General features: G+C 68.8%; 11 protein-coding genes. 5 read left to right on the forward strand and 6 right to left on the reverse strand.

The genetic code is table 11. The features are described 5' to 3' along the window. Window positions 1-142: 142 nt before the first annotated feature. Window positions 143-1,714 carry an alkaline phosphatase D family protein gene (locus tag ACZ5ZX_RS15975; RefSeq protein WP_465502744.1) on the reverse strand — a complete coding sequence of 524 codons (1,572 nt, stop codon included), beginning with the start codon at window positions 1,712-1,714 and terminating at the stop codon, window positions 143-145. Window positions 1,715-1,757: 43 nt separating this feature from the next. Next, window positions 1,758-2,414 carry a hypothetical protein gene (locus ACZ5ZX_RS15980; RefSeq protein WP_465502745.1) on the reverse strand — a complete coding sequence of 219 codons (657 nt, stop codon included), beginning with the start codon at window positions 2,412-2,414 and terminating at the stop codon, window positions 1,758-1,760. Window positions 2,415-2,556: 142 nt separating this feature from the next. On the opposite strand from ACZ5ZX_RS15980, the gene ACZ5ZX_RS15985 reads away from it, so the two are divergent. The 3 genes from ACZ5ZX_RS15985 (at window position 2,557) to ACZ5ZX_RS15995 (ending at window position 8,368) form a co-directional block, all read left to right on the forward strand. Beyond that, window positions 2,557-5,508, forward strand: coding sequence for an AfsR/SARP family transcriptional regulator (locus ACZ5ZX_RS15985; RefSeq protein WP_465502746.1), 2,952 nt, complete (start codon window positions 2,557-2,559; stop codon window positions 5,506-5,508). 132 nt (window positions 5,509-5,640) lie between these two features. Then, a complete protein-coding gene (locus tag ACZ5ZX_RS15990; protein ID WP_465502747.1) occupies window positions 5,641-6,867 on the forward strand; it encodes a hypothetical protein in 1,227 nt (408 codons plus the stop codon). A 277-nt stretch (window positions 6,868-7,144) separates the two neighbouring features. Continuing rightward, window positions 7,145-8,368 (forward strand): glycoside hydrolase family 88 protein, encoded by a 1,224-nt coding sequence (locus ACZ5ZX_RS15995; protein WP_465503099.1) that lies wholly within the window; start codon window positions 7,145-7,147, stop codon window positions 8,366-8,368. A gap of 9 nt (window positions 8,369-8,377) precedes the next feature. On the opposite strand, the gene ACZ5ZX_RS16000 is transcribed toward ACZ5ZX_RS15995, so the two are convergent. After that, entirely contained in the window at window positions 8,378-8,803 is a 426-nt protein-coding gene (locus ACZ5ZX_RS16000; protein WP_465503100.1) for a DUF4396 domain-containing protein, read from the reverse strand. A gap of 269 nt (window positions 8,804-9,072) precedes the next feature. Between ACZ5ZX_RS16000 and ACZ5ZX_RS16005 the strand changes: the two genes are divergently transcribed. After that, window positions 9,073-10,089: an autoinducer 2 ABC transporter substrate-binding protein gene (locus ACZ5ZX_RS16005; protein WP_465502748.1), complete on the forward strand. Its 1,017-nt coding sequence runs from the start codon at window positions 9,073-9,075 to the stop codon at window positions 10,087-10,089. A gap of 1 nt (window position 10,090) precedes the next feature. Here the strand turns inward: ACZ5ZX_RS16005 and ACZ5ZX_RS16010 are convergent, their stop codons facing one another. Together ACZ5ZX_RS16010 and ACZ5ZX_RS16015 are read right to left on the reverse strand one after the other, a co-directional pair. Next, window positions 10,091-11,293: a DUF6923 family protein gene (locus tag ACZ5ZX_RS16010; RefSeq protein ID WP_465502749.1), complete on the reverse strand. Its 1,203-nt coding sequence runs from the start codon at window positions 11,291-11,293 to the stop codon at window positions 10,091-10,093. Between the two features lie 5 nt (window positions 11,294-11,298). Continuing rightward, window positions 11,299-12,063 carry a bestrophin-like domain gene (locus ACZ5ZX_RS16015; protein WP_465502750.1) on the reverse strand — a complete coding sequence of 255 codons (765 nt, stop codon included), beginning with the start codon at window positions 12,061-12,063 and terminating at the stop codon, window positions 11,299-11,301. Window positions 12,064-12,532: 469 nt separating this feature from the next. Between ACZ5ZX_RS16015 and ACZ5ZX_RS16020 the strand changes: the two genes are divergently transcribed. Then, a complete protein-coding gene (locus ACZ5ZX_RS16020) occupies window positions 12,533-13,558 on the forward strand; it encodes a family 2 encapsulin nanocompartment cargo protein polyprenyl transferase (RefSeq protein WP_465502751.1) in 1,026 nt (341 codons plus the stop codon). 56 nt (window positions 13,559-13,614) lie between these two features. Here the strand turns inward: ACZ5ZX_RS16020 and ACZ5ZX_RS16025 are convergent, their stop codons facing one another. Beyond that, window positions 13,615-14,757, reverse strand: a complete 1,143-nt coding sequence (locus ACZ5ZX_RS16025) for a CapA family protein (RefSeq protein ID WP_465502752.1) — start codon at window positions 14,755-14,757, stop codon at window positions 13,615-13,617. Window positions 14,758-14,852 lie beyond the last annotated feature (95 nt).

Consider the following 14,852-nt stretch of genomic DNA (forward strand, 5'->3'; position numbering starts at 1 on the left):
GAGCCTCAGCAGCACCACCAGCCGCACCGGCTGCGCGTGAAGGCCCCCTTCCCTCGGCTGAGCCGAGGGAAGGGGGCCTTCACGCGCTTCCCAGTACCTGAACGAGGGTTCGCGCTAACCCGAATCGCCCCTCGCAGAGGCGCTAAACCCGTTGCAGGCCCGGCTTTCCCGCCTCGACGACGTAGCTGCGGTCCGCGGCCAAGGTCACCTTCGAGAAGTCGTACTCGGCGGTGTCCGAAACCGTCATGAAATCCGCCCGCATCTGCGCCTGCGAAGCGGTCACCCGGACATAGCCGCGCTTTCCCCGGCAGTACTTGATGTGCGGGTTGTTCGACAGCCACGTCGACGACGGATCGCTCGCGGTGTCACTGTTGCTCGTCACCGACGTCGTCACCAGTTCCGAACCGAACACCGGGTCGCTGTGGTTGAAGTAGTCGCGACGCAGATCCGCGGCCCAGTGCCGGTGGACGTCGCCGGTCAGCACGATCGGATTCGGCACCTTGCGGTCCACGATGCCCTTCGCGATCCGGTCGCGGGAAGCCTCGTAACCCTGCCAGGAGTCGGGGCTCTCACAGGTCGCCTTGTTCCCGTCGCCGTCACGGGTGGCGAAGAAGACCTGCTGGCCGAGGAAGTCCCACTTCGCCGGGGCCGTCTCCAGCGCCTTCAGCAGCCACGCCTCCTGCGCGGTGCCCAGGATGCTGCGCGACGTCGACCGCATGTCGGTGCACGCGGGCCCCGCGTCGCCGGAAGGGTCGGGCACCTGCGCGCTGCGGTACTGCCGGGTGTCGAGCATGTGGAACCGGGCGAGGTTGCCCCAGGAGAACTGCCGGTACAGGCGGATGGTCGAACCACTCGGCTTGGCGGTGGACCGGATCGGCATGTTCTCGTAGAACGCCTGGAATCCGTTGGCCTTCCGCTCGGCCGTGGCGGGGCTGGTGGTGCCGTTCCAGTTGTTCATCACCTCGTGGTCGTCGAAGACCACGATCCACGGCGCCATCGCGTGCGCGTTCTGCAGGTCGGCGTCGGTCTTGTGCTGCGCGTGCCGGGCGCGGTACTGCGCCAGTGTCGTCACGTCCTCGGAGAAGGCGAGTCTGCGCGGGTTCAGTTCGGCGGCCGCGCGCCCGGATTTCCTCTCGTACATGTAGTCGCCGAGGAACAGCACCAGTTCCGGGTTGTCGGCGAGCATTCCCTTGTACGAGTGGTACCAGCCCTCCTCCCAGTGCTGGCAGGAGGAGAAGCAGTACTTCAGCTGATCGACGGCCGCACCGGCGGCGGGCGCCGTCCGCGTCCGGCCGACCGGTGAGATGTACCCGCTGGTCTTGAAACGGTAGAAGTACTCGCGTCCCGGCGCGAGGCCGACCGGCTCGATGTGCACGCTGTGCCCGGAGGCGCGGGCCGCGGTCGCGGTGCCGCTCTGGACGACCGAGGAGAACGCCTGGTCGTTCGCGATCTCCCAGTCCACTGTGTACGAAGCGTCCGGCATCCCGCCGAAACCGTCCGGGTTCAACGGGGCGGGGGCGAGCCGCGTCCACAGCACGACACTGTCCGGCAGCGGGTCACCCGAGGCGACACCGAGCTGGAACGGATCGTGGATGGCGGGCGCCGCCGCCATGGTTCTCGCGTTCGCCCACGAAGGCAATGTCGACGACAACGCCGCCGCCGAAACCGCCGCGGCTCCACCGAGGAGTACCGCCCGCCGGTTCACCTGACCCATGAGAATTCAACCTTTCGAAGTGGGGAAAGAACGGGGAGGAATTTCACGCGGCGTAATCGGTGATGCCGCCACTGCAGGCCTCGAGTACCGGATTCGCGGCGGCATTGGCGACGCAGACCTTGTAATAGACCCACGAACCCTTCGCCACCGGCACGGCCTTGTCGACGTGCGTGCCGTTACCTCCGGAGGCCCAGACGTAGAACGGGCCGGCGCCACCCTTCGTCCAGTAGGCGACCACGGCGGACTTGCCGTCGGCTTCCTGGTCGTAAACCAGGAAATGAGCATCCGATGAACGGAACTGCCCTTCGCCGGCACAGGCACCGGTGGAACATTCGGCACTGCCGGAACCGACCCCGCAGTCGGGCGCGATCCGCTGATCGGAGCCGGTGTAGACATATCCGTCCGAAATGTAACCACCGAGCGCGGGAACGTAGTCCCATAACGTCGTCGTGCCGAGCGGACCGGTGACCGAGGTCCCGATCGTCTGGCAGTCGATGGTCACCGTGGCACCGTTGGCCACCGTACGGACCGCGGTCGATGCCGTGTTCGGCGCACGGCGCACGTTCAGCGGATCGCCCGCCGTCTTCACGGTCCCGGTCGCCGCGGCCAGCGCGGGGGTCGCGCCGGCCAGGCCGAAAGCACCCGCCGTCGCGAGCACGAGGAAGAAACCGGCGAGCCGCCGGATACTTGAACGCTTCATGGCCGCAGCGTCGACCGGAGTCGTACACATCCCGTACAAACCCGCACGACTGTCTGCACATGCATGCGAATGGATCTAGTCAACCATGGCGGTACGGCAATACGATCGGCGGAATGGGGCTCCTGCCGTATTGGCGGTTTAGGTGACTATTCTCGGGTTTCGCGTTCTCGGTCCGCTCGAAGTGGCGGTGGACGGACAGGTGGTGCCGCTCGGCGGCCCCAAACCGCGTCTGCTGCTCGCTGCGCTGCTTCTCCAACCCAACGTCGTCGTCTCCACCGAACTGCTGATCGAGGTCCTGTGGCCCTCGTCGGCTCCCCGTTCGGCGGCGGCGAACATCCGCACCTACGTCCATTCACTGCGCAAACGCCTCGCCGATCACGATCCCGGACTCGGGGAACGGATCGGCAGCCGGGCGTCCGGATACATCCTGAAAGCTTCACCTGGGGAGATCGACCACATCAGGTTCGGCGAACTGGCCGCGCTGGCACAGGACGCGCTCGGCCGGGGCGAGGCCGAAACCGCTCTCGACCTGCTGGATCAAGCCGAAGCGCTGTGGCGTGGCGAAGTCCTCGAAGGGCTGCCCCACGACCACGGCTGGGGCGCGACGGTGGCCCGGCTGACGGAATCGCGGCTCGCGGTCTCCGAACAACGGCTGCGGGCGAGGATCGAACTCGGCCGGGCCGCCGAAGCCGTCGCCGAACTGCGCGGCCTGGTCACCGAGCATCCGCTGCGCGAAGAACTCTGGCAGCAGCTGATCGTCGCGCTCCGGGCCGACGGCCGCACGGCCGACGCGATCGAGGCCTACGAAATGGCCGAGAAAGTGCTGGCCGAGGAACTCGGCACCGGGCCGGGACCACGGTTGCGGGAAGTGCGGGCTTCACTGGGCGTGGCGCCGTCCGCGGCCGCGGAGACCGTGGCCGCCCCACTCCCCCGGTCGATGGCGCCGGTCTGCCAGCTTCCGCTGGACCTGCCGGACTTCACCGGCCGCGACGTGGTGGTCGGCGACCTCGTCGAGCTCTTCCGCCACCGGCGGGAACAGGGAAAACCGGCGATCGTGGTGCTTTCGGGGGCGCCGGGGGTCGGCAAGTCCTCGGTCGCGATCCGGGTCGCGCACGCGGTGCGGGAGTTCTTCCCGGACGGCCAGCTGCACGTCGATCTCGCCGGGACGTCGTCGTCGCCCCGGCCGCCGATGAGCGTGCTCGCCGAGTTGCTCCGTGCGCTGGGTGTCCCCGACGCGGGCCTGCCGCGTGAGCTTCCCGAACGCGCGGCGCTGCTGCGGTCACGGCTGGCGAGTACGCGGATGTGCGTCGTCCTCGACGACGCGGGCAGCGCGGCCCAGGTCCGGCCGCTCCTGCCCGGCGCGGGCACCTGCGCGGTGCTGATCACCAGCCGGGTCCGCCTGCCGGATCTGGCGGGGGCCACCTCGGTCGACGTCGATCTCCTGTCCGAGGCCGAGGCCGAGGAGCTGCTCGAAGGCATCGTGGGCAGGGACAGGGTGGCCGCCGAACCGGAGTGCGCGGCCGCGATCCTGCGCCAGTGCGGGTACCTGCCGCTGGCGATCCGGGTCGCCGGGGCGAAGCTGACCCACCGGCCAGGCTGGACGCTGCGCGTACTGGCGGACAGGCTGCGGGACGAGAGGCGAAGACTCGACGAACTCCGCGTCGGTGATCTGGCCGTCCGTGCCAGTGTCACGCTCAGCTACGATCTTCTGCCGATGTCGGCGGCGACGGCGTTCCGCGGCCTTGGCGGGCTCGGCTCGGTCCAGTTCCCCGCCTGGGCGGTGGCGGCCCTGCTCAACAGGGCCCACGCCGACGACGTACTCGACGTACTGGTGGACGCCCACCTGGTCGAACTCGCCGGCTCGGACGGCACCGGTGAGCCGCGCTATCGCCTGCACGACCTGTTGCGGTGTTACGCCGTCGAACTGCGGGCACAGGACGTCCCGGCGAAGGCACGCGACGCCACCAAACGAGTACTGGAGGGCTATCTCGCCCTCGCGGTCGAAGCCGCGGACCGGATGCCGATCCACTTCTTCGGGCTCTACCGGGACGACACCGCCGTCCAGCCCGCGCTCCCGCCGGGGACCGCGAGGCTGGTCGAGGATCCGGCCGCGTGGTTCGCCGCCGAGCGGCACACCTGCGTCGCCGCCGTCTCGCTGGCCGCCGACCTCGGTTTCGACGCGCTCGCCTGGCGGCTCGCCGCCGCGCTCGCGCCGTACTTCGACCAGCGCGGGCACCAGGACGACTGGCTGCACACGCACGCTGTGGCGCTGGCCGCGGCCCGCCGGTCCGGCGAGGTCCGGGGCGAGGCGATCATCCAGCGCAACCTCGGTCAAATCCAGCTGTACCAGGACAGTTACGCCGAAGCGCTGGTCGCGTTCGAGCAGTCGCAGCTGCTGTTCGACAAGATCGGTGACGCGCGGGGGGCGGCGATCGCGCTGGCCGGGCTCGGCACCGTGCTGCGGATCAAGGGCGAGGACACCGTCGCGCTGGAGCATTGTCACGCGTCGCTCGACCAGTTCTCGGCGGCCGGTGATCCGCACGGCGAGGCCGTCGCGCGGATCGCGATCGGCGCGGTGTGGCTGGCGCGGCGCCGGTTCGCCGATGCGGAACGCTGGTTCACCGAAGCACTCGACCAGTCCGCGGCCATCGGCGACCGGCATCGGGAGGCACACGCGCTCAAACGGCTCGCGATGTTGCGGCAGCATCAAGGAAACCTCGCCGGGGCACGCGAGCGGGTCGACCGGGCCATCGCGATCTTCAACGAACTCGGCGACGACCATTGCGTCGGATACGCGAACCAGAACCTCGGCGAACTCTATCTGCACAGCGGGGATCTGGCCCACGCGCAACTGCTGCTGGTCAATTCGCTGAGCGTGCACCGGCGCAACGGGGATCGCCGGTCCGAGGCGGAGGTTTCGCAGTTGCTGGGCGAACTGCACGAGGCCCTGAGCCAGCCGGAACGGTCGCGGACGTACTCGGAACGCGCGCTGGCGCTGTGGCGGGAACTCTCGGCGCGGCCACAGGAGTCCGCGCTCGCTTCACGGCTGCAGGAATCCGCGGAAGCCTCTTACGACGATTCCGCGAGCGCCTGACGTAACAAATTCGGCACTTGGACGCGCGAGTACGCAGCGCGACCAGGTGCCGAATTGCGTTTGTATCGATCGTGTACAGGCCCCGGCGAAGCTCCCTTCGTAGCAACCGAGAGTGCTCGAAGGGAGACCGGAATGGTCCGGACCGTGAAGGCCCGCCGTGTGATGGCGGCCGTGCTGGCCATGGGGGCGGTCACCGCGCTGGCCGCCAACCCCGCGAACGCCGCACCGGAAGGAAGCTGGCGCGCCGACCTGTCCACTGTGGACGGCGACGACGTCAACGTCCGCAGCGATGGCGGCGTGCTCAGCCTGGAAAACGCGGCCTGGCACAGAAAGCCCGACTCCATCGGCAGCCAGGGCTACCTGCTGCTGGCCGAGCAGAAGCTCGGGAAGCCGGTGAACCGCGTCACCGCGCAGGTGACCGCCGAGGCGCCGAAGGGCACGGCCGTCGAGGTCGACGTCCGCGGAAAGCTGAACTCGAACGACTGGACCGAATGGACCCCCACCGAGGGCGGTGCCGCCCAGCTGTCGACTTCGGTCTCCACGGTCCAGGTCCGCATCGGACTGCGTACCGTGAACGACGGACTGACCGCGAAGGTCAGCGACGTCACGCTCCAGGGCGAACTCGGCCCGCAGACGAACGACATCGGCGCGGCCGCGGCCCCGCTGACCTACAAGGTGTTCGGCACCCGCGAAGGCCTCACCGGGGAAACCACCGCCAACGGCCACGTGATCAAATCCCGCGACCACTTCGTCGCGCTGCCCTCCGGCCGCGGCCTGGCGCCCAAGAACACCGGCAACTACACCGTCCGCATCTGCCGCACCGACAACAGCCGCTGCGAGTACGCGCCGGTGTGGGACGTCGGCCCGTGGAACACCAAGGACGACTACTGGAACCCTTCGGCCACCCGCCAGATGTGGAAGGACCTGCCGCAGGGCAAGCCCGAAGCACAGGCCGCGTACCAGGACGGCTACAACGGCGGCAAGGACGAGTTCGGCCGCAGGCCCGCCAACCCGGCAGGCATCGACCTCGCGGACGGCACCTTCTGGGACGGCCTGAAGATGACCGACAACGGCTGGGTCAACGTCTCCTACCTGTGGACCGGCTCCGGCCCGACCGGTGTCGTCAGCACCGCGGGCGACCCGATGAACGTGCGGGCTTCGGCGAGCACCACGGCGACCATCAAGGGCCTCGCGGCGAACTACGCGAAGGTCAACATCGAATGCTACGTCGAGGGTGAGACCGTCACCGGCAAATTCGGTACCAGCAACATCTGGGACCGGATCGGCCCGGGGCACTACATCTCCGACACCTACCTGCAGACCGGATCGGACCTGCCCGTCGCGCCCAAATGCGCGTGACCCCCTGAACGCGAAGGCCCGGCGCACCCCCATTGCGCCGGGCCTTCGCCCTTTTCATTCCGGTGCTGGTGGCCGGTGCTGGGGAGTCGTGAAGGCCTCCTTCCCTACTCTCAAGGTAGGGAATGAGGCCTTCACGGCACACGCCCGGCGACGCCGAATCAGCCAGATCCGTCCCACTGAACGGCGCCTTTATTCACAACCATGAATGGTCTTCACAAGCGCTCGGCCGCCGTGCGAAACTCCCGTGACGCATTCCCACTGACGAATGGCGGGCATCGTGAGCGTTTCCCGGCGAACCCTGTTGAGTACCGCCGCCGGTGCCGCCGTCGCGGCGACGGCGTTCACTCCGGCGGCCGGCGCCGCGGAGCGAGAAGCCGACGGGATAAGGACTTTCCGCCGAACGGCGGACTACGCGGTGACCAAACTGCGAGCCGTCGCGCCGGGTGTGACAGCCTTTCCGGAGATCACCCGATTCGAGAAATGGACCTATTCCACCAACGGCGGCTGGATCGGCGGTTTCTGGCCGGGGACATTATGGCTCGCCTCGATCCACAGTGGCGATCCGCAATTCCGGGCACTCGCGATGGCGGCCGCGGAAAAGCTCGCGCCGCGCCAGCACGAAACGCGCGATCACGACCTCGGATTCCTGTTCTATCCCTCCTGGGTGACCGGCTGGCGGCTCACCGGCGACGAGAAGTGGCGCACCGGCGCGCTCAACGCCGCCGCGTCGCTCATCCAGCGCTACAACGAAAAGGGCAGGTTCATCCGGGCTTGGGGCGCGCTCGGCACGCCGGGTAACGCCGGCCGGGTCATCGTCGACACGATGATGAACCTGGACCTGCTGACCTTCGCGAGCAAGCAGACCGGCGACCGGAAGTACCTCGACATCGCCGTCTCCCACGCGAGAACCACCGCACGGGTCTTCCTGCGCCCGGACGGTTCGACCCCGCACGTGTTCGACTTCGACCCGGACACCGGCGCCGAGATCGGCCCTAACTCCGTGCAGGGCTACGGCCCGGCGTCGTGCTGGTCGCGCGGTCAGGCCTGGGCGATCTACGGCTTCACCACGATGTACCGGCGCTCCGGCGATCCGCTGTTCCTGCGGACCGCGCAGCGCCTGGCCGACTTCGCGCTCCGCGCCCTGACCCCGGACAACGTGCCGGTGTGGGACTACCTCGCCCCGCAGGCGCCGCACGACATCAAGGACTCCTCCGCCGGAGCGGTGATGGCGTGCGGACTGCTCGACCTGGCGAAGGTCGCGAACCGCCCGCATTACCGCGAGGCGGCGATCCGGATCCTCACGGCGTTGTGCGACACCTGCCTGACCACGGGATCCACCCGCGCCGAGGCGATCATGGCGCGAGGCACGCGCAATCGCCCGGCAGAGGACGGCGTCGAGGTCTCACTGCCCTACGGCGACTACTACCTGCTCGAAGGCATCCTTCGGGTGCTGATGCCCGCGGAGATCGACAAGGCGATCGACCTCTCCACCGGTCCGTGAAACGCCTCGTCAGTGCGCGTGGTGCGCGTGGACCTTCGCGTGCCCCAGACCGCGCCCGATCATCCACTTGTTCACCGGAACCGTCAGCACGAACGCGATGGCCAGCGAGAACACCAGCGAACCCCAGAACAGCAGGCTCCCCAGCCCGGCGTCCATGGCGCCCGGCACCACCACCATGACGCCGTTGTCGACGATCTCCATGACCGCGATCGAAACGGTGTCGGCGGCCAGCGCCACCTTGAGCGCCGCGCCGAGCCGCAGGCCCGACTTCAGCACGCCGCGCATCGTCAGCGCGTAACCGAAGACGAAGGCCAGCGCGATCGACAGGACGACCGTCGCCGCGTTGTGCAGGCCGAGCGCCGTGCCGATCACCATGCCGAGGACCTCGCCGATCGCACAGCCGGTGAGGCAGTGCAGGGTCGCCGCCGCCGCCATCGACCAGCTTGCTCCATGCCGTGTCTCGTTCATACGAATCAATATACCCCCTACCCGTATATGCGGCGCAGTGACGCGGCTCTCCCGATCACTCATCGTCACCCCCGTAGGCCGACTCGGTAATCGGACCAGGTCGATGAACTCACTTCCGTAACCCTTTGCGCTCATCCGGTTGACCGGGGTAACCGGAGACCCTAGTTTCGCCGGAGGTCTCCACCGCGCGCAGACCGATCGGCTGGTTCAGGTAGTTCCGTGACTATGGGGTGGAGATGCGAGGGCCGACGAAGACGCTCGTGGTGGCGGCCGTGCTCGCTTTGGGCATGGTGTTCGGGCTGATCGGTTGCGACAACGAGGAGCCTGCCGGGACGGCGGCCAAACCGGTCCGGATCGCGTTCGTGCCGAAGGTCGCGGGCATCCCGTACTTCGAGGCGATGAACACCGGCGGGCACGCCGCCGCCAAGCAGCTCGGCGTCGAATGGATCTCGACCGGTCCGGCGACGGTCGACCCCGCCGCGCAGGTCTCGATCGTGCGCGGCTTCGTCGACCAGCGGGTCGACGTCATCGCGATCGCCCCGAACGATCCCAAGGCGATCGCACCGGCGATCGCCGAGGCGCGGGCCAAGGGCGTCCACGTGATCACCTCGGACACCGACGCGCCCGGCACCGAGCGCGAACTGTTCGTCAACCAGGCGACGCCGGAGGGCATCGGCGAGGCGCTCACCGACGCCCTGATGAAGAAGATGGGCGGCGCGGGCAAGTACGCGATCGTCTCCTGCGGCGAGAGCGCCGAGAACCTCAACGCGTGGATCGCCGTCCAGCGTGCCTATACGGCTGCCCGGTACCCCCAGGCGCAGCTCGTCGAGACGGTCTACGCCGGTGAAGACCGGGACCACGCCACCGCGCTGGCCAAGGACCTGATGGTCAAGTACCCGGATCTCACCGGCCTGGTCGGCGAGTGCACGACGTCCGCACCGGGAGTCGCCGAGGCGGTCCGCGCCCAGCAGAAGATCGGTCACGTCTTCACCGTCGGCGTCGGGACGCCGCAGGCGATCAAGCCGTATCTGCTGGACGGTTCCGCGTCCCTTTCGGTGCTGTGGAACGTCGAATCACTCGGCTACCTCACCGCGTGGGCAGGCAAGCAGATCGCCGAGGGCAGGCAGCTCGGCCCGTCGAACAAGGTGAACCTCGAACTCCCGGCGATCAAGTACGACGCCGCCACCAAGACCGTGCTGCTGGGTGATCCGCTGCTGATCACCCGCGAGAACGTGGACCAGTTCAAGTACTGATTCACCGGGCCCGCCTGGCGGCACCGGCCGCCGCCGCGCCGCCGAGGATCAGGACGAGGGTGGTCAGCCCCCACCGCCGCTTCTCCTTCGTGCGGGCGTGCGGGTCGGCCTCCTCCGCTTCCTCGCGTTTCTGGGCGAGCGCCGAACGTGTCGGTTTCGGCGCGGGAGCGGGCGGCTGGATCACCCTGGGCGCGGAAGTGGGCCGCGGAGCCGGGCTGGGCGTGGGCGTCGGGCCGGAGGTCGGCGCCGGGCGCGGACCAGGGGCAGGCGATGGCGCAGGGGACGTGGGAGCAGGCACCGGTGCGGAGGTAGGAGCAGGGGTCGGCGTGGGTGTCGGAGTCGGTGTCGGCTTGGGCGGTTCCGGCTTGGGCTGCTCGGGAACTTCGGGGGCGGTGAGGCAGCCGGCCGCGTCCGAACCCGCCAGCGGCGGCCCCGACCGCACCTCGGTCACCTGGCCGCCGCGGTCGAGGCGGTAGAGCACGCTGCGTCCGCCGATCCGGTTCGCCGTGGCGTACACGGCGCCGTCGCGGCCGAGCACGACGGAACCGTAGACGTCGGCCGGCGGGAACCGGGCGTCGTCGACTTCGCGCACCTTGCCGGACGCCGGATCGATGGTGATCACGACGCCTTTTCCGTGCCAGGTGGTGGAAACGCCGTAGAGCAGTCCGTCGTGGTAGGCGAAGTCGTCGACGTCGTGGGCGAGGGTGATCGGCCGCAGGAACACCGTCCGGATCACCCGCAGGTACCGCTCCCCCGGCGTCAAGTCCACTGTGTACAGTGTGCCGTTCCTGAGCAGATACCAGTAATTCCCGCCGATCGCACCGGCGGTCACCCCGGCGACGGGACTCCACACCGGCAACCGGTTCCCGGCGCGGGTGATCAGGCCGAGATCCCGGGTGCCCCCGTCACGATCGATCGTCACCGCGTGCGCGCCCCCGCTGAGTCTTTCGGCCACGCCGAAGATCAGGTCCCTCGTCGCGGAGTAGCCGAGCGCGTTGAGCCGGTATCCCGGCTCGGTCACGCGCAGTGTGGTCCCCGAGCCGACGTCGAGCCAGCGCAGCTTCGACTTCTCGTGCGACCCGGTTTCGGCCTGCACCACCAGGCAGGATTCGGCGGCGCGCGCGGCCATCGGGGCCAGCAGCGCCGAGGTGCCGACCAGCCCCGCGACGGCCACCGTCGCCGCGGCCCGCGTCACCCCGTCCACGACGCTCAAACGAGCCTTGCCCGTGCTGCGGTGAACGCGTCGGGCGGGATCCGCACCCCGCCGCCGAACGGGTTCTGCAGCTGATAGATCGCGAACAGCAGGAGGGTGATCGTGCCGGCCAGGGTGGAGACGATGACCAGATGCGCGGCGAGGCGGGTGCCGCCGAACAGGTTGGGCAGCAGCACCGAGATGAGACTGCCGAGGATCAGCGCGAACCAGACGACACCGCCGACCCGGCTGCCTTCGACGGCGTTGAGCCGGGCCTGACGGGCCTCGTAGACCTGCCAGAGCTGGGTGGTCGCCTCGGCCTTGCGCTCGCGGACCCAGTCGTCGTCCGAAGGCGCCTTCTCGACCGCCTTGCGCAGCTGGTCGAGTCGCGCCCAGCCGGCGTCGGGGACGGTCTTGTCGCCGACGGCCATCAACGGCCACTCCCGCTGTTCGACCGTGGTGATGTACTCCGCGCTCAGCTTCCGCACCTCGTCCTTGGCCTCCGGCCCCAGGGAATCCGCGGCCCAGACGGCGGCGACGAGGCTGTCCGCCTCGTGGTAGGAGCCTTCGCGCGCCGCGCTCGCGGAGTCGAAGAGGGAGATCAAGATGAACGCGACCAGTACCGCGTGCAGCCCGCCGACGATGGTGAACACCTGGCCGGCGGCGTCGTTGTTGTCACGCCGTCCCTCGTCCCAGCCGAATTTGCGGACGAGGTAGCCGACGAACCCGGCGAAGGCCGCCGCGCCGACGACCCAGGCGATGCCGGTCAGGTAAATGCCCATTCGACTCCATCCCTCACGAAGAGTGCTGAAACTAGTTCACTGTTCGAGGCGACGAAAAGGGCAATTGAATCAATTCATACTCGCGGCGGAGCGCACCCTGTCGATCATCACCTTCCTGGCGCAATTTCTCAGCACGCGAAACGATTTACGGCACCCGCCGGAAAGGCGCGTCACCGGTTGGAGAGAACGGCTTCACGACCGGGTGAGACACGACCACGGGACGTCACCGGCGTGCACGCTTACCGGCGGGCCGACCGGCCTCGTCGCCCGAACGGTCCTCGCGAACAGCGCCTACCAGTACCGATCCGGCAAACAGGTGAACATACCCCGAGACCCGATCGAGTGTTTGTGCCGGGATTACCGCTTGCTATGTTCATTTTGTGCGTACCCCACTCGAATGGGTAGCCGCGAATATGCGATCAGCAGTTCCCCATGGCGGAATGAACCGCCACGACGACGGGTGGATTTCTTGACGACCATCGAGACCCGCACCGGCGCCCGGCCCGCCGGCGAAGTACTGACCTGGAGCCGCAATCTGCTCGATCCGGCGCTGCGTGAAGCCGTCGGCGACCTACCGGAGTCGATGCGGTTGATCGCCGGCTACCACTTCGGCTGGTGGGACGAGCACGGTCGTCCGTCCACTTCGGACGGTGGCAAGGCGTTGCGGCCGGCGCTCGTGCTGCTGGCCGCCGAGGCGGTCGGCGGCGACGCCGAGATCGCCGTCCCGGTGGGGGTCGCGGTGGAACTGGTGCACAACTTCTCCCTGCTGCACGACGATGTGATGGACGCCGACACCACCCGGCGGCACCGCCCGACGGCCTGGACCGTCTTCGGCACCGGCGCCGCGATCCTGGCCGGGGACGCCCTGCTGTCGCAGGCCTTCGAGGTGCTGTCCCCGTTCGGGCAGACCGCGTTGCGGGTGCTGAGCACGGCCGTGATCGACCTGCTGGAAGGGCAGAGCGCGGACCTGAAGTTCGAAGAACGCGGTGACGTCGACACCGCCGAATGCGTCCGGATGGCCGAAGGGAAGACCGGCGCGTTGCTCGGGGCGTCGTGCACGCTCGGCGCGCTCGCCGGGGAAGGGAGGGAGGATCAGGTCGACCGGCTGACCGAGTACGGGAGGGCACTCGGGCTGGCGTTCCAGCACATCGACGATCTGCTCGGGATCTGGGGTGACCCGGCGGTGACCGGGAAACCGGTCCACTCGGATCTCTCCAACCGGAAGAAGTCCCTGCCGGTGGTGGCCGCGCTCCACTCCGGGACGGACGCCGGGCGAGAGCTGGACGCCTTGTACCGCAAGGAAAACCTCGACGCCGCGGAGTTGCCCCACGCGGCGGAGCTGGTGGAACGGGCGGGCGGCCGGGCGTGGAGCCAGGAGCAGGCCGACGCGCTCCTGACCGGCGCGCTGCACCATCTCGCCGTCGCGAATCCGGTGCCCCGCCCAGGCGCCGAGCTCGCGGCCCTCGCGAAACTGGTGGTGCGACGACGATATTGACGACGGGCGCGGAAAAGCACGGGTGGGCCGGGCGAAAACTCCGGCCCACCCGTGTTTCAGCGGCCGGGGCGGGTCAGCCCCTGGTCACCGGCGCCGCGGCTGAGGACGACCTCGTCGGTGTCTTTGAGTGCGGTGGCCTTGAGTGCTTCCGCCCCGGCGTCCCCACGCTGCCCCGCGGTCAGGTCGAGCAGCCGGATCGGCGGGCCGAGCTGCACCAGGGTCGGGACGTACTCGGCCTTGTCGACCTTCCAGCGCTCTCCATCGCGCACGAACCGGAACCGCGCGGCCGCGCCCTGTTCGGTCGAGCCCTTCGGCTCCGAATGCCGGGCGACGCTGTTGCCGAGGCCGTAGGCGACCCATTTGCCGTTGATCTGTTCGAAGGGCTGCACGACGTGCGCGTGATGCCCGACGATCAGGTCGATCGCGTCGTCGCCGAGGAGTTTCTTCGCCAGGGAGCGCTGTTCCGAGGTCGGGTCGTGCTGGTATTCGGTGCCCCAGTGCAGGCTCGCGACGACGACCTGCGCGCCCGCCTCGCGCGCGGCCTTGGCCTCCGCGATGACGGCGTCGGCGTCGATCTGGTTGACCAGCCACGGTTTCCCGGCGGGAACCTTGATGCCGTTGAACCCGTAGGCGTAGGAGATCTGGGCGACCTTCACCCCCTTGACGTCGACGATCAGCGGCTTCTTCGCCTCTTCCGCCGACCGCGCCGAACCGGTGTGCTTGAGACCGGCCTCGTCGAGTTCGTCGAGCGTCCGCTTGGCGCCCTCCGCGCCCTGGTCGATCGTGTGGTTGGACGCCGTCGAGCAGGTGTCGTACCCGGTGTCCTTGAGCGCGTCGACGATCTCGGGCGGCGCGCTGAACGACGGGTAGCCGCTGTACGGGCCGCCCTTCGGCGCGAGCGGCGTCTCGAGGTGGCAGATACCGAGGTCGGCCCCGGAGATCAGCGGCTTCACCCCGGCCAGAAGCGGCCGGTAGTCGATCTCGCCGTTGCCGTCCTCCTTGGCCTGATCGGTCAGCGCGGGGTGAATGAGCACGTCACCGGTCGCGACCACGGTGAACGAGCCATCCGGCGCCTGGCTCGCCTGCGCGGGCGGGGCGCTTGACGCGGCGGGCGGCTGGTCAGGGGCTCCTTCGCACCCGGCGAGCAGCACGGCGACGCCGAGGAGAGCGGCTGTGTGGCGGGCGCGGCTGGCGATCATCGGTTCCCTCGTTCGGGTGACAGTTGTCGTCCATCCTGCCTTAACGAGGTCACTCGCCGTCAAACCGGAGCCCTCGCGTTCAGTTCTCTGGATGC

Source organism: Amycolatopsis sp. NPDC033938, from assembly GCF_055575975.1.